The sequence below is a fragment of the Clostridium cibarium genome, assembly GCF_014836335.1.
In the GTDB taxonomy this organism is placed as follows: Bacteria; Bacillota; Clostridia; order Clostridiales; family Clostridiaceae; genus Clostridium; species Clostridium cibarium.
Genome location: NZ_JACSRA010000048.1, coordinates 1 through 16,344, shown reverse-complemented (window position 1 = coordinate 16,344; position 16,344 = coordinate 1). Strand labels below are relative to the sequence as shown.

The following is a 16,344-nucleotide window of genomic DNA, read 5'->3' as shown; positions in this document are numbered from 1 at the left end:
AATAATTTCTTCAAATTCAAAAAAGGGAGCCGTCTCCGACAAATGATTTTAAATCATTTGGAGACAGCTCCTTTTTTTATAGGGAGAAAAGGCTATTATTGCAATACAACTCATTAGTTGGTATAATTACCCACTGGAGGGTGAATAACGATGAAGAAAAAGATTTTAAAAGAACTAAAAGAAGAAATGCAATTAAACTATTTGAAAAAGGAAGGTGTTTTAACTGGCTATTATAGGGGATATAGTCTATCAATAGGTTCTTTGAATCTATATGGTAGATCATATATAATAGTACCAGTAAAGTGTGCAGAAGGATTTGGAGTAGATAGGATTAATGAGTTCCTTAAAACATTAAGAAAAAAATACAAATCAATATCTTTAGCTAATTACGAAGATTATAGAATAGCTTTAAATTATGCACCTAGATTTAGATGGAACAATAGGACAAAAGTTTATTTATCTATAATAAATGAAATAATTGATTTTTGTGTGCAAAATAATTTTGTAAGGTGCTGCGAAGTTTGTGGAGAAAATAATGAACTAAGTCCAGCGTTTGTTAATGGTGTGATAGTATCATGTTGCGGTGAATGTAAATTAGAGTTTAAAGAGTCATTGGAAAGAAACAAGGAGGCTCTTAGGGGGCAGAGAAGTAATATTCTTGGAGGAGTAATAGGTTCTTTTATTGGGGCTTTAATAGGATCGATAGTTTGGATTATAATATATCAACTAGGATATATAGCTGCTATAGGTGGACTAGCTATTGCTGTATGTAGCATAGTAGGTTATGAAAAGCTCGGAGGGAAACTGAATATAATAGGTATAGTTGTAACTTCGGTAATAACTATAATAGCAGTATTTTTAGCTCAATATATGTCTTTGGGCTTGGAAATATATAATACTTATAAGTTAGATGGATTTACTATTTTAAGTTCTATAGAATCAGTGCCAGTTTTTTTAGAAAACTCAAGTGTTTCTAGTGCTTTCTTCCAAGATCTAGCGATTGGATATTTTTTAACTTTAGTAGGATCAGTTTCATATATATCAAAAACATATAGAGAAAGAAATTTTAAGACTGAGATAAGAGATGTTAATTTGTAATATATAATAAATGAAGTTAAGGTATTACAAATATAAAATTTAATTTAGTAATAAAGCATAGGTTATTCCTATGCTTTATTTTTATAAAAATATTATTTGTAAGTTGTATTGTTTGAGGGTTCGTTTTCGCCAAAAGGACTTTTTTCATGAGCTTTGCTATTTATTTTATTTGAATAATTATTTGAAGTTGGGTCAGATTTGATTTTTTTTGTAGAAGAAAAATTATTTTTGTTGTCCATATTAACACCTCCTTTAAAAATATTTATTCTGTATTAGATTATCCAATTAAGAATAAAATATAAAAAAATTTATTTTTACAATCTGAGTATTTTAGATATTTCATAAGATTTTTACTGTAAATTTAAGTAAGATAAGCAAATTTTTAAAATGCAAAGAAAAAAGAATTGGTGTATAATAAATCATCAAATCAGTTAAAGTTGTATAAGAGAAATTAAGCTCAAACTATAACTAATGGGAGGAAATGGTGTACATGAAAATTATTAAAAGAGATGGTAGCACGGTGGAATTTAATAAACAAAAGATAAGAGATGCTGTTATAAAAGCTATGAAAAATGGTAGCGGTATTTACTTGCCAGATATAGCTAGATTAATAGCTAATGATGCAGAAAAGAAGTTTGATAAAGAAGAGGAAACTCCAACTATTTATAAGATTGAGAGTTATGTTTATGATAGATTAGTACACTATGGTCAATCTGTTACAGCAAAGGCTTACGAAGGATATAGAGCTGTGCAAGAATTTAAAAGAAATACAAATACAACAGATGAAAGTATTTTATCTTTACTTAGTAAAACTAACGAAGATGTAATGAAAGAAAATTCCAATAAGAATTCTGTTATAGCAGCAACACAAAGAGATTTAATTGCAGGAGAGGTATCTAAGGATATTTCACGAAGAAGATTAATACCTTCACATTTAGTGCAAGCACATGATGAGGGAATTATTCACTGGCATGATATGGATTATACATTGTCACCTATTTTTAATTGCTGTCTAATAAATTTAGAGGATATGCTTGATAATGGAACAGTAATAAATGATAAATTAGTTGAGTCTCCAAAGTCTTTTGGAACTGCTTGTACAGTTACTACTCAGATAATAGCTCAGGTAGCTAGTAATCAGTATGGTGGTCAAAGTATAACAATCAAGCACTTAGCTAAATATCTTAAAGTTACAGAAGAAAAGTTCTATAAATTCTATTTAGAAAAATATAAAGATGAGAATTTAGCTAAAGAATTAGCTAAAGATATGAAGCTTAAGGATTTAAAAGACGGTGTTCAAACTATAAGATATCAATTATCGACTTTACAAACTACAAATGGACAATCCCCTTTTGGTACGATTTATCTTGAGGTAGAAGTAGGGCATAAGTATGAAGAGGAAATGGCTTTAATCTGTGAAGAGATGATTAGGCAAAGACTTGCAGGAATGAAGAACTATAAAGGACAAGAAATTGGAGAAGCTTTCCCTAAATTAGTGTATTTATTAGATGAACATAATTGTCTTGAAGGTGGAAAATATGATTACATAACAAAGCTAGCAGCTGAGTGTACCGCTAAGAGATTAGTACCAGACTATCAATCAGCTAAAATTATGAGGATGAATTATGAAGGTAATACATTCCCTCCAATGGGATGTAGATCACACTTAAGTCCATGGAAAGATGAAAATGGAAATTATAAGTGGTATGGAAGATTCAACCAAGGAGTTGTGTCATTAAATTTACCTCAAATAGGTATTATTGCTGAAAAAGATATGGAATTATTCTGGGATATGCTAGATCAAAGACTAGAGCTATGTAAGGAAGCATTACTTGTTAGACATAATATGTTACTTAGTACGACTTCAGATGTATCACCAATACATTGGCAACATGGTGCTATAGCAAGGCTTGAGAAGGGTGAGAAGATAGATAAACTTCTTAAGGATGGGTATTCTACATTATCTCTTGGATATGTTGGTATACACGAAATGGTACAAGCGATGCTTGGGGTAAGTCATACGACTCCTGAAGGTGAGAAGTTTGCTTTAGATGTTATGAATCATATGACAGAAGCATGCAATAAGTGGAAGGAAGAAACTGGACTTGGATTTAGCTTATATGGAACTCCAGCAGAAAATCTAATATATAGATTCTGTAAGATAGACAAGACAAAATACGGAGAAGTTCCTGGTGTTACAGATAAGTTATATTACACAAATTCATATCATGTTCATGTATGTGAAGAAATTGATGCATTTAGCAAACTTAAGTTTGAATCTCAATTCCATAACATAAGTTTAGGTGGATGTATTTCGTATATAGAAGTTCCAGATATGAGTAGAAATTTAGAGGCTATTGAGCAAGTTATTCATTTTATATATGAGAATATTCAATATGCAGAAATCAATACTAAACCAGATATATGCTATAAATGTGGATATACAGGTGAAATTAAGTTAGATGAAAACTTAGAATGGTATTGTCCTTCTTGTGGAAATAGAGACGAAAGTGATATGCAAGTTATGAGAAGAACTTGTGGCTATATTGGTACGAATTTCTGGAATAAGGGAAGAACTGCAGAAATAGGAGATAGAGTTTTACACTTATAATTTTATAAGAAGGTGTTTTGGTGAAATATGCAGAAATAAGAAAATTTGATGTGTCCAATGGACCTAATGTTAGAACTACTCTTTTTGTAACTGGTTGTACTAATAATTGTGAAGGCTGCTTCAATAAAGATTTACAAAGTTTTAATCATGGTAATGTTTGGAGTAAGGATCTTGAAGAAAAATTTATATCTTATGTAAAAAATCCTAATGTATATGGTGTTAACATACTTGGGGGAGAGCCCATGGAACAAACAATGGATTCTGACTTATTTGATCTTTTAACTAGGGTGAAAAAAGAAACAGGTAAAACAATTTGGCTTTGGTCAGGATATACATTTCAACAGATTATGAATGATGATAAGAAAAAGAAAATTTTAAGTCTTGTAGATGTTCTTATTGATGGAAGATTTGAAATAAGTAAAAGAAATATAAGCTTAAAATACAGAGGTTCTGAAAATCAAAGAGTAATAGATGCAGTTAAGTCTATGAAAGAAAATAGAGTTGTTCTAATAGAAAAGATTTAATCAAAGATGTTTAAAGAGATGTTAAAAGCTCTTTAAACATCTTTTTTACTATTAGCTTTTTATTAAAAGCTAATCATATATATTCCAGCTATCATTTCCTTTAAAAATATTTGATAGTAAGTATTTTTTTACTTCATCTTCAGATAAAATATGACACCAAGGAGCTCTAGTTTCATTAGAAGCTCCAGGGCCATAACTATTATATTCAGCATAGAAGGCTTCTTTTTCTGCGGTAGGCTTGTCCCAAGAATGCCAGCCCTCTTTACATATATGCTCACCAAGATAGCAGTTAATAAAAACAGTTTTTGCATAGTTTCTCCATGGTCTACCTAGATATACAGTTTCTTTTGGAGCATCACTCGTTAGCTTACAATCTATAAATACATATCCGAATTCTTTTCCTTCTACAGTAGAGGCTGCAGAGACATAACCGTTAATTTTAGATTGTTTATCTTTTGAAAATATTTCACATCTATTAAATACAGCAGTGGCAGATCCAAAAATGAAATCTATATCTCCTTCTATATAGCAATCTTCATAATATTGTCTTCCTACAATTCTAGGTTTTCCATCCATAGGACCACCAAAATTATTTCCCTCTATAGGTTTTGGTGGAAGAGGACCAGTAAATAGGGTATCTTGATTTCCAAGTAGTTTGCAATTCTTAAATTTAGCTTTATCACCTTCTACATAAACAGCTACGGCTTGTCCAACAACATCTCCAGAACCTGCTGAATTCTCGAAGGTTAAATTTCTTGCTGTAAAATTATGAGCTCCAATAAAGATTGTATAAGTATTAAATGTTCTGTAAGCTTCGCCGGTTGAAAATGTTTTTTTTGCATAGTCATCGTAAGTTATTATTGTTTCCTTTGGATCTTCTCCTATAAGTGTCAAAAAAGGTGTGTCTATAAAAATCTTTTCTTTATAGATTCCCTTTTTAATAAAGATTTCAATAAGGCTCTTGTTATCTTTTGGAATAGAGTTAATTGCATCATTTATGTTATTATAATCACCTGTTCCATCTTTAGATATAGTTATCATTTTTTATACCTCTTTCAAATTGTTATATACATATATTATAACTAATTGTTGAAAATTGCACATTAATTTATATGTAAAATTAACCAATAAAGTGATATCATTACTTTAAGAAGGAAAAAAGGGGACAAGATTTATGCAAGAAAAAATTAAATTCCCATTAGTTATGGAAGATGGCAACATAATAAAAAATGAAGATGAATTGAAAAGATATTTAATTATTAAGGAATATATTTATAACGAAGCCAAAAAGGAAGAGAGCTCAGAATTTAAAGAATATTATGGAGACTATTTAGGTGGATATGGCATAGAGCTTATATAGAAGAAGGGATTGTAAAATAGTGATGGATGGATTTCATTCTAATTGGACTTTACCGTTTTTTAAAGTAAATAAAGATAAGGATTACTATATTGAAGATTTTGAAATCTTAACTACAATTTTATCTGCCTTAAAGTGGAGGCAGAATAATGGAAGGATTAAGATGGTAACCGATAGGAGAGGTGCTAATTATTATAATAAGATTGGTATTTGTTCTATTTGGGATTTAGGAATAGATGATAATTTAGATGATTATATAGATAATGATATTGACTCTAATATATTTTGGGCAGCAGGAAAAATATATGCTTTAAGGCATCAGAAAGTGCCTTGTGTAATGATAGATACTGATTTTATTGTATGGAGAAGCTTAAAAGAAAAACTTGTTGGTATGGATATATGTGCAATTCATAAGGAAAATATATCTAATGAGGTTTATCCAGATAAAAGTTATTTTAACATGAAGGAAAGCTATAAGTTTGATGAAGATTGGGATTGGAGTGTGTTACCTTCAAATACCGCCTTAACATATATTTCAAATGATGAATTTAAGAAGTACTATGTAAATTCTTCAATAAAGTTTATGAAAGGAGTAGCAGCAAGTAGTGATAGACTAGTAAATATGGTATTTGCAGAGCAAAGATTATTTTCAATATGTGCAGAAAAGATGAATAAGAAGTCTTATGAATTTATGAATTTAGAAGACTTAACAAATGGAAAGCAGAACTACTTTTCTCATATATGGGGTTATAAAGATGTCATGAGAAAAGATTTTAAAAAGAGGGTTCAGTTCTGCGTTAAATGTATAAGGCGTATTATTAAGGACTTTCCAGAATATGAGGGCGTTATAGCAAATGTGGAAAGTTTAAATCGTTATTACAAAATAGCTAAAAGTAATTAATATGAACATTTTTCCATTAAATATAGAGCGATTAATATTTCAGTAATTAAAATTAGTGGAACTCCAATAGTAAATTTTTTGTGCTTAGTTTTATGTCTAAAAAAAGACATACCTAAAAGCATACCAATTGATCCTCCGAGGATGGATAAAGTTAAAAGATTAGCCTCGCTTATTCTCCATTTATTATGTTTAGCTTTTTGCTTATCTATAAACATGGCTAAACAAGCTATAAAATTAATTGCAATAAAATATAATATTAAGATTAACATAAATTACTCCTTTAAATATAGATTATAGGTGGAAAAAATCCACCTATAACTACTTATTTTTATTATATTATACCATATAAATTAAGCGTAAACTTTCCATTCAAGGATACCAGTTGATGCAGAATTGTTAGAATTCATTTCAATTGCTATGTTACTTGTCTTTATTGGAGCAAAGGTTGTTGTATTAAATTTATTTGGTGAGATACCTAAGCCAGAGGCGTTTGGAACATCAAGCCAATTGCTACCATCCCAATACATTATTCTATAAGAAGATGGAACATCTATACCGCCATTATCTTTAAACCAATAAATATCAGTTTTTGAAATAGTGTACTCTTTATCAAAGGCGTATTGAACCCATTGAGTATCAGTTTTTGGCCAATTGCCATAAACAGGATGGTTCCTATCATTAGAATTTGTAGGTGTAAAACCATCATTTAGTGCTGCAGTAGTCTCCCATGGAGAACAATATGAAGTTGTTATAGTAGCTTTAGATGCTATGTTTCTTAAAGTTGGGTTTACAACAGTGCCAGCAGATTTAACAAAAGTCATATTATCACCAATATCGCTAATGTTTGAAATATCTAATCCTGAAGATGTATTATTAAACCATTTAGAGCTTGGACTACTTGTGTTATTAAATGTGTTGTTAAAGCCAGTGTGGAATAAGTCACCATATGCTCCGCCGTTTATATTTTTTTCTATTTCAAATTTATTATCAGCTTGTACAACTGAAACTTTATTATGGTGGGTATTACCATAGTCTGAATTATCTCCAGTTTCATCAATATGCCATATCATTAATCCTGAATCAGGAAGGGAAGAATATCTACCTGTCTTTTGTAAATTCTCAATTAAATAATATTCCTTTGGATTATTTCCTGACCATTTATATACTGGTTGACTACCATTTCCGTTAGAAGTAGCAGTTATTGTAGAGTTATCACTGTAAGAGTTTAGATTAAGGGTAGTATTCCATCCTGTCATAATATTTCTACAATATGGATCAGGTGGTTCAGGATTCTTTACATCTGTAACATTAGACATAAGGCTATATGCACCGCATCCATTTGATTTATAGGTGTAATCATATAGGTCTGGATATTCAAAAAGAAGATGTCCATTTTCGTGGCAGATAGTGAAGAGAGACAAATCAGAACCTATGTTACTTAATTCAAATCTTTGAATGTTTACACCATTAGCAGTAAATACATTGCTAAGATAATCTTGATGTGGCCACAATCCTTTTGCCCATCCGCAATCAGCTTCTCCAGCATAAAGAATATTAACTCCTTTAACGTATCCGTTTGAATCTGTAGTTAAGGTTGAAAAATCAAATCCATTAGACTTAAGCCAGTTTAGTGCTTCATTTGCAAGTTCGCCAGAAGTTCTATAATCACTTATATTTTCATTGTCATAATACGATTTATTATGTTTTGCTGTATAAAATGTAGTAACTGTATTTGTATAAGTTACTTTTCCACCTGAAACATCATAAAAGAAATCTCTAACAGACCCGTTGTTGGAGAATCCTGTGTAACCAGGTAGATTAAAGAAGTTATTTATTTCTTCCCCAGATATATCACTATCCTTATCAGGGAAGTTAACTAAAATTGTTAATCCGTTTATCTTACCACTTGCTGATGCCTTAGGGGCAGATTTTGCTTGAGAAATAGTTTTGTTTGAAAGAATATCCTTTTTTACATCTTCTCTTTTTTCTTCTTCAGATTCTTTAGATATCTTTAAATGTTTAGTTTTATTAACAGATTTACTTTCTCCAAAGATATTATCAAAAAATGAATTTTTTTCATTCTTATCAGTACCGTCATATACTTTATCTGTAGCTACAAGATCAGTATTGTCGTTATTTAGCGATGCATAACAGATCCAACCATCAGAATTTCTGCAAAGAGTAAACCCATCTAAACTTTCTACCTGTTGATAATATTCATCTCCAGTGATTTTAACCTTTACTTCAGTATTATCAGGTTGTTTAAGTGTGGATAATTTATCATGGACAGGTGCTGCACTAGCGTAAAGGCTTGTCCCTAAGCAAAGTGAACCAGATATGATAAATAGCAAAGATGCTTTTTTGAATTTGTTCATTATTGAACCTCCTAAATGTATATTGTGCAATTATTCATAAGTAGAAAAAATAGAATATTCCCCCTTTCCATGTCGAAAGTTAATGAAATTGCAATAACAATATACATAATTAAGGTAAAATATACAATATATATCAAGGGAATTTAAGGTAAATTTAAGTGAAAGACAATATTAAAATTATATTGTATAATAAGTGATATAAAGAATTAATATAGACTGTCGATAATAAAATATAAAAATTAAAGGGGTAGAGAGTATGAATAATAATATCTTATTAGAATCAGGTACTGGAGAACTAGAAGTTATTGAATTTATTGCTAATGGTACTCATTATGCAATAAATGTAGTAAAAGTTAAAGAAGTAATAGAAATGCCAGCAAGTGGATTGACAACATTACCAGATCCTAAGCCTGAAATAGCTGGACTTATTCTTTGTAGAAATGAAATTCTTACATTAATTGATTTAAAATATATTTTAACTAAGAGAAATGCAGGAAAACTTGGTAAAAAGGTAATAGTATGTGAATTTAATAAAATTAAAGTTGCTTTTAATATAGATGATATAGTAGCAGTTCATAGAATCAAATGGAGTGATATAAGAAAACCGGATGAATTAGTTGAAGATACATTATCTGTTGGAAATATATTATTAGGTGAAAAATTAATTATTATGTTAGATTTTGAAAAGATAGTTACAGATATTTCTCCAAATACAGGAATTAGCGAGGATAGACTAGTTGATGTAGATTATAAAGATAGATCTAATGTAAAGTTAGTTTTAGCAGATGATTCTCCATTAATCAGAAGACTTCTTAAGGAGACTTTAACAAAGGCTGGTTTCAAAGATTTAAGAATTTTTGATGATGGACAACAAGCACTTGATTTCTTAAATGCTTTAAAGGACAAAAAAGGAGAAGACTTTACTAAAGATGTTCAAATGGTTATTACAGATATTGAGATGCCACAATTAGATGGGCTTACACTTACAAGAAAAATAAAAGAAGATGTTGTTTTAAGTAAGTTACCAGTAGTAATATTCTCATCATTAATAACAGATGAGTTAAGACATAAAGGTGAATCAGTTAAGGCAGATGCGCAGTTGAGCAAACCAGAGATAGAAGAACTTGTTGAGACTATAGACAAGCTATTAAACGTGTAAATTGTTATACTAAAAGACATAAAATTTCTTTTGAAGTTATATGTCTTTTTGTTTTTGAAAAAATAGGAGAAGAGTAATTTGTAATTTTGTACATAATAAAAATGTAGATAGAAATAATAAGAAGTGAATATGATTTTTAATGTATTAATATTATATTAAAAGGAGATGTAACTTATGAAAAATAAACCAGATGACAGAAGAGACAATGTGGAGAGAATTCAACATAATATTTCAAATACTATTAAAAATATTCATCTTGGTGAAGAAATGATTGAAAAAACAGATGATAGAAAGACGAAGGTGGATCTTACTGAAAAAAATAAAAGAAGAGAAGAAGCTCTTGATGGAATGAGATCAGAAATTAAAGACGAGGCTATAAATGAAAAAGTAGGTATAGAACATTAAAATAAAAAGGCAGCTTGAAGGAGCTGCTTTTATTTTTAATTATACTAGTTTTAATATTTATAGAAAATAATAAATATTTTATGGAGGAATCTATATGAGATATGTGGTTGTATCTTTAGTAAAAGGTGAAGCGGGAAAATTCAATAATGACTTGAGAAAGGAAGTATGGCAAAGGTTTAAAGCTAAATCATCTAAGTTACCAGCTCACTTTACAATAAAAGCTCCTTTTGAATATTGTGGAGATATATCATTACTAGAGAATGTACTAGAAAAATTTTGTGAAAAAGAGAAAGCTCAAAAGTATGAAATAGATGGATATGGGCATTTTAATGAAAGAGTTATTTATATGAATGTAAATATGTCAAAGGAAGGTAAGGCTCTTCATGATAGATTAATTTCAGAAATGAGTTTAATTCCATATATCAAATTTGATAAAAAAGATGGTAAGAATAAGATATTTCACGTAACAATAGCATCAAAAAATTTAGGACCAATTTATGATAAAGTATGGGGATATGTTAATGAAAACTTATGTGATTTTAATGATTGCTATTTTGATAATATAGTAATATACAAATGGGAGGATAATACTTGGAAAGTTTTTAAAGAATATAATTTGAAACTCTTGTAAAATAATTGATTATGAGTATATTAATGTAAAAGTTAAAATTTATGTACCAATATGATAATATACTGTTAAAAATATTGGCGAAAATAGGTAAAAGGGTGTATAATATTGTAGCAATAGATAAAATTATTACTACGAGGTGAGAACATGAGAAAAAAGAAAAGTTTAAAGGCTACGCTAATGGCAATAATAATATCATTAGCTGCTTTGCCGGTAATTGTTATGGGGGTTACATCCGGAATGGCTACCAGTAGAAATACACAAAGCAATTTTGTTAATAATGGAACATTATTAATGAGTATAGCTAAAGATACCATAGAGGAAAGAATTAAAGGTTACGAAGATACTTTAGAAACAGTAATAAGAAATGGTAGCTTTACTGATTTGCAAAAGTTAAAAGAAGAAATGGGACTATTAAAAGATAATGATAATAGCATATTAAATATTTACTATGCTGATGAAAAAACTGGTTCTATGACTCAAGTGCTTAATAATGAATTGCCAGCAGGATATGATCCAAGAATTAAGCCTTGGTATAAAGATTCAGTTTCAGATAAAAGTAAATATGTAATACATAGTCCTTATCAAGATATACTTACAGGAAAATTTGCAACTACTATTTATAAAGCAGTTTTTAAAGATAATAGTGTAATTGGTGTAATGTGTATTGATATAGATTTAAATGGGTTAGCGGATAAATTGTCAAGTATAAAATATGGAGAAACAGGGGAATTAATTATCGCGGATAAGGATGGACTTGTTGTTTCTAATAGTGATATGAGTAAGATTGGCGGGCAGGAGCCAAAAGAATATGAAATATGGAATAATGTGCTTGATAGCAATGAGGGAAATTTAAACTTCAATTATAATGGGACAAAATATGAAGGTCATTATGATACATCAGAGATAACAGGATGGAAGTTAATGTTAAAGATACCTTCTAGTGAGTTAAGACAAGATGAAAAAAGAGATATAATTACTACCATAGTAATACTTATAATATTAATAATTATATCTTCATTAATATCTGTATATGTAGCAAGAAAAGTTGGTAAGAGTATTAATATACTTAAGGTTGGAATGGAAAAGGCTGCTAAAGGTGAATTTGATTCGGATATACATATTCACAGTGAAACAGAGGAATTTGTAGTTTTGGAACATAGCTTTAATGAAATGAGATCAAATATCTCAACTTTAATTAGGCAAGTGGATGACTCAGTTAAGAAGTTAAATGAAAATACTAATAATTCTGCTGATATGAGTGAGGATATAGCATCTTCAATGGGACAAGTTTCTAATACAATAACAGAAATATCATCAGGTACAATGGAATCAGCCACTGGTCTTGAAAATATTTCTGGTAATATGGATTCTTTATCTAATGGAATGGACAAGATAAAGGATGGAATCAATCGTATTAATGATATGGCTAAAGAAACTAATCGTCTAGGAGAAAAAGGAATATCTGTTGTAAAAACAGTTATGGACAAATCTAATGAGACGAAGAAGAGCACTGAAGAAGTAAGTAAAGTTGTATCTGAAGTTTCTAATAGTGTTAGCAGAATAGAAGAAATAAATAAGGCAATAAGATCTATTACTGAAGAAACAAGTATTTTGGCATTAAATGCTGCTATAGAAGCTGCTAGAGCTGGGGAAGCAGGAAAAGGCTTTGCAGTTGTGTCAGAAGAAGTAAGAAAGCTTGCAGAAGAGACTGCAATTTCAGCAAAACAAATTGATGAAATAATTAATGAAATAAATGATAGTGCAAGATTAGCGGTAGCAAAGGTGGCTAATACAACAAATACTGTTAATACTCAAGAAGAAGCAGTAGCAGAATCACAAGAAATATTTACAGAAATTGTATCTTCTGTAGAAGAGTTGTCTAATAAGTTTAACTTAATAGTTAATGGAGCAGAATCTATAAATACTATGAAGGATGAAGTTGTTAACCAAGTTGAAAATCTTTCATCTATATTAGAGGAAACAGCTGCAGGTACAGAAGAGGTAACAGCATCTGCAGAAGAAGTTTCAGCTTCAACAGATGAATTCGTACATAGTATAAATGAATTAAAGGATATGGCAAATATTCTTAAAGAGCAAGTTTCTAAATTTAAATTCTAATATGAAAAATACAAGAGTCAACATGCTCTTGTATTTTTTAATTACTCTTAAAAAGAGCTTACTTTAATTTTATACTTAAGTTTATAAACGAATAAAAGTAGAATTTATATCTGAATATATAGAAATAATATTATAGTAATAAGTGCATAAAAGAATAAATTTAAATTATGATTATGTTTTAAAAGCATTAAATAGTGGAAAGAATGTTATTTCAGAAAAACCATTAACTTAGCAGATAACAAATAAGAGATATATAATTATTAGAAGATTAGGGAGCATACTAAAATGTTACCTAATCTTTTTTTATTAATATAGAATCTGTATAATTACCAGCTATTTAAAAAAAACTATAACTATAGAAATTAAAAAAGAAAGAGGGGAGAGTTATATGAATAAAAAAACAAATAGAAAAAATATATTAATTGCATTAGGTGCAGTAGCAAGTATAGCAGCAACTGCAGCTACCATAAATGCTAAGAAAATAAGGGATAATAAAAAGTTAGAGGAACTTGGAAAGCTAAGAATAAATTATGGAGATAAACAGGTATATTTCATAGGTGGAGGCTTATCATCATTAGCTGGTGCATCTTATCTTATAAGGGATTGTAATTTCAAAGGAGAAAATATACATATTTATGAAGGACTTAGTGTATTTGGAGGAAGTAATGATGCTTCTGGTGATGAAATTTCTGGTTTCCTTTCTCGTGGTGGCAGAATGTTAAACGAGGAAACCTATGAAAACTTTTGGGAACTATTTTCTAGTATCCCATCCTTGGAGCTAGAAGGAAAAAGTGTAACTGAGGAAATACTGAATTTTGATCATTTACATCCAACCCATGCTCAAGGAAGATTAATAGATAAGCATGGTGTGATTCAAGATGTAAAGAGTATGGGACTTAATAACGCTGATCGTTTAGCAGTAGGTAAATTAATTATGACTTCAGAAGAAAGTTTAGATGAAATGACTATAGAAGAATGGTTTGATGATACCCCTCATTTCTTTGAAAGTAACTTTTGGTTTATGTGGCAAACAACATTTGCTTTTCAAAAATGGTCTAGTATATTTGAATTTAAACGTTACATGGAAAGAATGATTCGAGAAGTTTCACGTATAGAAACATTAGAAGGTGTTACACATACACCATATAACCAATATGAATCAATTATAATTCCATTAAAAGCTTATCTAGATAAAAATGGAGTGAAATTTATTAAAGATACTAGAGTAAAAGATTTAGAATTTAAACCAGGAGAAGATATTACAGTAACTGCTATACACGTAGAAAATGATAAGGGTGAAAGTGTTATAAAACTAAATAGTGGAGATATATGTATTATGACAAATGGATGCATGACTGATTCAACTACCATAGGAGATTTTTCAAAAGCTCCAGATTATAATCCAAGAGTGCCAATGTCAGTTGACCTTTGGATTAAGGTGGCAAGAAAGAAAATAGGGTTAGGTAATCCTGAACCATTTTTTATGAATCCAGATGAAACAAATTGGGAAAGTTTCACTGTAACTTGTAAAGGAAATAAATTAATAAAATTAATTGAAAAATTCACTAATAATATTCCAGGCAGTGGAGGATTAATAACTTTTAAAGATTCAAACTGGCTTATGAGTATAGTTATTCCAGCTCAGCCATACTTTAAAAATCAACCTCTTGAAACAACTGTTTTCTGGGGATATGGTTTATATACTAATAAAAAAGGAAACTATGTTGAGAAATCAATGAGAGAATGTACTGGAGAAGAAATTTTAATAGAGCTACTACATCATCTGCATTTTGATAATGAAATTAATTCAGTTATGGAGACTGTAGTAAATGTTATACCATGTTTGATGCCTTTCGTAGGTGCACAATTTCAACCAAGAAAAAAGAGCGATAGGCCAAAGGTTGTACCAAAAAACTCAACAAACTTTGCTATGATTGGACAATTTGTTGAAGTTCCAGAAGATATTGTTTTCACTGAAGAATATTCGGTTCGTTCAGCAAGAATGGCTATATATAATCTCTTTAATATAAAGCATAAGGAAATCTGTAAAGTGACTCCATATAAGAGAAATCCAAAGATCTTAAAGAATGCATTAAAAGCACTTTATAGATAAAATTCAATATTTGGAGGGATATATATATGTTAAAGGAATTTAAGGAATTTGCAGTAAAGGGAAATGTAATAGATTTAGCTGTAGGTGTTGTTATTGGAGGTGCTTTTGGGAAGATAGTAACTTCTATGGTAAATGATATAATTATGCCTATAGTTGGAGCATTAACTGGTGGAGTAAATTTTACATATTTAAAATTCGTAATTAGAGGAGCTAGTGGTGATATTCCAGCAGTTACACTGAACTATGGGAATTTTATTCAAAATGTAGTGGATTTTTTAATTGTATCATTTTCTATTTTTATGTTTATAAATTTAATTAATAAGATTAAGAGAGAAAAGAGGGCAGAAGAGAAAAAGGAAGAAGAAGTAAAGGAAAGAGAGGAAGTTACTTTATTGCAAGAAATAAGAGATTTATTGAAAAATAAGTAGATATAAAAATTCTAAATTTTCAAAAAAGTTATTTTAAAAATATATATTATATAGTAAAATGCTAATATAGGATAAAATTTATCTTATATTAGTATTTTAAAGCAAAAGGGGAGAATTTTATGGAGATAAAAAGTATTATTAAATCAGAAAATTACACAGTAAAAGAAAACGATACCATAGATAAGGTTTTAGAGATGATGGACAAGCTTCATATTAATGGTATACCTGTAGTTAATGATTCAGATAATTTAGTAGGGATGGTTGTTAAAGCAGATATATATAGATTTATGATAACGCCAGGTCATTATGATAGTTGTCCAGTAGAGTGGGTAATGTCTAAGTCGGTAATTTACGCTGAAGCTCAAGATGATGTTTTTTCTATAGCTGAAAGACTTAGAAAAAATAATATTAATTCAATGCCTGTAGTTGATAATGGTGAAGTTATAGGAACTATTAGTGTTGAAGATTTAGTTGATTATTTTATGAAAAGTAAATAAAGATTGGATTTATAGATAAAGAAGAATTTCTACACTTAGAAATTCTTCTTTATTTATGTGTGCCCAGCATGGGCACGTACTAGTCGGTGAAAGTCCGATATGGGGGTTGATAGTGCCAACCATTAGC

16 protein-coding genes are annotated in these 16,344 nt (G+C 29.7%); 12 read left to right on the top strand and 4 right to left on the bottom strand.

Annotated elements, in window-relative coordinates; genetic code table 11:
* The first annotated feature begins 150 nt into the window (after window positions 1-150).
* Window positions 151-1,098 carry a hypothetical protein gene (locus H9661_RS18775; protein ID WP_191770316.1) on the top strand — a complete coding sequence of 316 codons (948 nt, stop codon included), beginning with the start codon at window positions 151-153 and terminating at the stop codon, window positions 1,096-1,098.
* A 92-nt stretch (window positions 1,099-1,190) separates the two neighbouring features.
* On the opposite strand, the gene H9661_RS18770 is transcribed toward H9661_RS18775, so the two are convergent.
* Window positions 1,191-1,337: a hypothetical protein gene (locus H9661_RS18770; protein ID WP_191770314.1), complete on the bottom strand. Its 147-nt coding sequence runs from the start codon at window positions 1,335-1,337 to the stop codon at window positions 1,191-1,193.
* Window positions 1,338-1,588: 251 nt separating this feature from the next.
* Here H9661_RS18770 and nrdD point away from each other — a divergent pair, with 251 nt between their 5' ends.
* Both nrdD and nrdG read left to right on the top strand, forming a co-directional pair.
* A complete protein-coding gene (gene nrdD, locus H9661_RS18765; protein WP_143316016.1) occupies window positions 1,589-3,709 on the top strand; it encodes an anaerobic ribonucleoside-triphosphate reductase in 2,121 nt (706 codons plus the stop codon).
* Window positions 3,710-3,729: 20 nt separating this feature from the next.
* Window positions 3,730-4,233 carry an anaerobic ribonucleoside-triphosphate reductase activating protein gene (gene nrdG / locus H9661_RS18760; protein WP_191770311.1) on the top strand — a complete coding sequence of 168 codons (504 nt, stop codon included), beginning with the start codon at window positions 3,730-3,732 and terminating at the stop codon, window positions 4,231-4,233.
* Window positions 4,234-4,302: 69 nt separating this feature from the next.
* Here nrdG and H9661_RS18755 read toward each other — a convergent pair whose 3' ends face one another.
* Window positions 4,303-5,274 carry a pectinesterase family protein gene (locus tag H9661_RS18755; RefSeq protein ID WP_191770309.1) on the bottom strand — a complete coding sequence of 324 codons (972 nt, stop codon included), beginning with the start codon at window positions 5,272-5,274 and terminating at the stop codon, window positions 4,303-4,305.
* A 133-nt stretch (window positions 5,275-5,407) separates the two neighbouring features.
* Between H9661_RS18755 and H9661_RS18750 the strand changes: the two genes are divergently transcribed.
* Together H9661_RS18750 and H9661_RS18745 are read left to right on the top strand one after the other, a co-directional pair.
* Complete coding sequence (locus tag H9661_RS18750) at window positions 5,408-5,593, top strand: hypothetical protein (protein WP_143316013.1); 186 nt, start codon at window positions 5,408-5,410, stop codon at window positions 5,591-5,593.
* Between the two features lie 22 nt (window positions 5,594-5,615).
* Entirely contained in the window at window positions 5,616-6,491 is an 876-nt protein-coding gene (locus H9661_RS18745) for a DUF6734 family protein (protein ID WP_143316012.1), read from the top strand.
* On the opposite strand, the gene H9661_RS18740 is transcribed toward H9661_RS18745, so the two are convergent.
* Together H9661_RS18740 and H9661_RS18735 are read right to left on the bottom strand one after the other, a co-directional pair.
* Window positions 6,488-6,760 (bottom strand): DUF1294 domain-containing protein, encoded by a 273-nt coding sequence (locus tag H9661_RS18740; protein WP_143316011.1) that lies wholly within the window; start codon window positions 6,758-6,760, stop codon window positions 6,488-6,490. The genes H9661_RS18745 and H9661_RS18740 overlap by 4 nt on opposite strands.
* A gap of 81 nt (window positions 6,761-6,841) precedes the next feature.
* On the bottom strand, window positions 6,842-8,866 hold the full coding sequence (locus H9661_RS18735) for a M6 family metalloprotease domain-containing protein (protein ID WP_191770307.1): 2,025 nt from the start codon (window positions 8,864-8,866) through the stop codon (window positions 6,842-6,844).
* Window positions 8,867-9,122: 256 nt separating this feature from the next.
* On the opposite strand from H9661_RS18735, the gene H9661_RS18730 reads away from it, so the two are divergent.
* The 7 genes from H9661_RS18730 (at window position 9,123) to H9661_RS18700 (ending at window position 16,217) form a co-directional block, all read left to right on the top strand.
* The gene (locus H9661_RS18730; protein WP_143316009.1) at window positions 9,123-10,025 is read left to right on the top strand and encodes a chemotaxis protein; all 903 of its coding nucleotides are present in this window, start codon (window positions 9,123-9,125) and stop codon (window positions 10,023-10,025) included.
* Window positions 10,026-10,199: 174 nt separating this feature from the next.
* Window positions 10,200-10,430, top strand: a complete 231-nt coding sequence (tlp, locus tag H9661_RS18725) for a small acid-soluble spore protein Tlp (RefSeq protein WP_143316008.1) — start codon at window positions 10,200-10,202, stop codon at window positions 10,428-10,430.
* A gap of 94 nt (window positions 10,431-10,524) precedes the next feature.
* A complete protein-coding gene (locus H9661_RS18720) occupies window positions 10,525-11,061 on the top strand; it encodes a 2'-5' RNA ligase family protein (RefSeq protein WP_143316007.1) in 537 nt (178 codons plus the stop codon).
* Window positions 11,062-11,205: 144 nt separating this feature from the next.
* Window positions 11,206-13,179 (top strand): methyl-accepting chemotaxis protein, encoded by a 1,974-nt coding sequence (locus H9661_RS18715; protein ID WP_191770305.1) that lies wholly within the window; start codon window positions 11,206-11,208, stop codon window positions 13,177-13,179.
* A gap of 388 nt (window positions 13,180-13,567) precedes the next feature.
* Entirely contained in the window at window positions 13,568-15,292 is a 1,725-nt protein-coding gene (locus H9661_RS18710; protein ID WP_143316005.1) for an oleate hydratase, read from the top strand.
* A 26-nt stretch (window positions 15,293-15,318) separates the two neighbouring features.
* A complete protein-coding gene (mscL, locus tag H9661_RS18705) occupies window positions 15,319-15,720 on the top strand; it encodes a large-conductance mechanosensitive channel protein MscL (protein WP_143316004.1) in 402 nt (133 codons plus the stop codon).
* Between the two features lie 119 nt (window positions 15,721-15,839).
* A complete protein-coding gene (locus H9661_RS18700; protein WP_191770303.1) occupies window positions 15,840-16,217 on the top strand; it encodes a CBS domain-containing protein in 378 nt (125 codons plus the stop codon).
* The last annotated feature ends 127 nt before the right edge of the window (window positions 16,218-16,344 follow it).

Bases quoted from the DNA above. Each gene is read 5' to 3' on its own strand.
- tlp (WP_143316008.1), top strand. From the start codon at position 10,200: ATGAAAAATAAACCAGATGACAGAAGAGACAATGTGGAGAGAATTCAA.
- mscL (WP_143316004.1), top strand. From the start codon at position 15,319: ATGTTAAAGGAATTTAAGGAATTTGCAGTAAAGGGAAATGTAATAGAT.
- H9661_RS18715 (WP_191770305.1), top strand. From the start codon at position 11,206: ATGAGAAAAAAGAAAAGTTTAAAGGCTACGCTAATGGCAATAATAATA.
- nrdD (WP_143316016.1), top strand. From the start codon at position 1,589: ATGAAAATTATTAAAAGAGATGGTAGCACGGTGGAATTTAATAAACAA.
- H9661_RS18720 (WP_143316007.1), top strand. From the start codon at position 10,525: ATGAGATATGTGGTTGTATCTTTAGTAAAAGGTGAAGCGGGAAAATTC.
- H9661_RS18775 (WP_191770316.1), top strand. From the start codon at position 151: ATGAAGAAAAAGATTTTAAAAGAACTAAAAGAAGAAATGCAATTAAAC.
- H9661_RS18745 (WP_143316012.1), top strand. From the start codon at position 5,616: ATGGATGGATTTCATTCTAATTGGACTTTACCGTTTTTTAAAGTAAAT.
- H9661_RS18740 (WP_143316011.1), bottom strand. From the start codon at position 6,760: ATGTTAATCTTAATATTATATTTTATTGCAATTAATTTTATAGCTTGT.
- H9661_RS18755 (WP_191770309.1), bottom strand. From the start codon at position 5,274: ATGATAACTATATCTAAAGATGGAACAGGTGATTATAATAACATAAAT.
- H9661_RS18710 (WP_143316005.1), top strand. From the start codon at position 13,568: ATGAATAAAAAAACAAATAGAAAAAATATATTAATTGCATTAGGTGCA.
- H9661_RS18735 (WP_191770307.1), bottom strand. From the start codon at position 8,866: ATGAACAAATTCAAAAAAGCATCTTTGCTATTTATCATATCTGGTTCA.
- H9661_RS18750 (WP_143316013.1), top strand. From the start codon at position 5,408: ATGCAAGAAAAAATTAAATTCCCATTAGTTATGGAAGATGGCAACATA.
- H9661_RS18730 (WP_143316009.1), top strand. From the start codon at position 9,123: ATGAATAATAATATCTTATTAGAATCAGGTACTGGAGAACTAGAAGTT.
- H9661_RS18770 (WP_191770314.1), bottom strand. From the start codon at position 1,337: ATGGACAACAAAAATAATTTTTCTTCTACAAAAAAAATCAAATCTGAC.
- H9661_RS18700 (WP_191770303.1), top strand. From the start codon at position 15,840: ATGGAGATAAAAAGTATTATTAAATCAGAAAATTACACAGTAAAAGAA.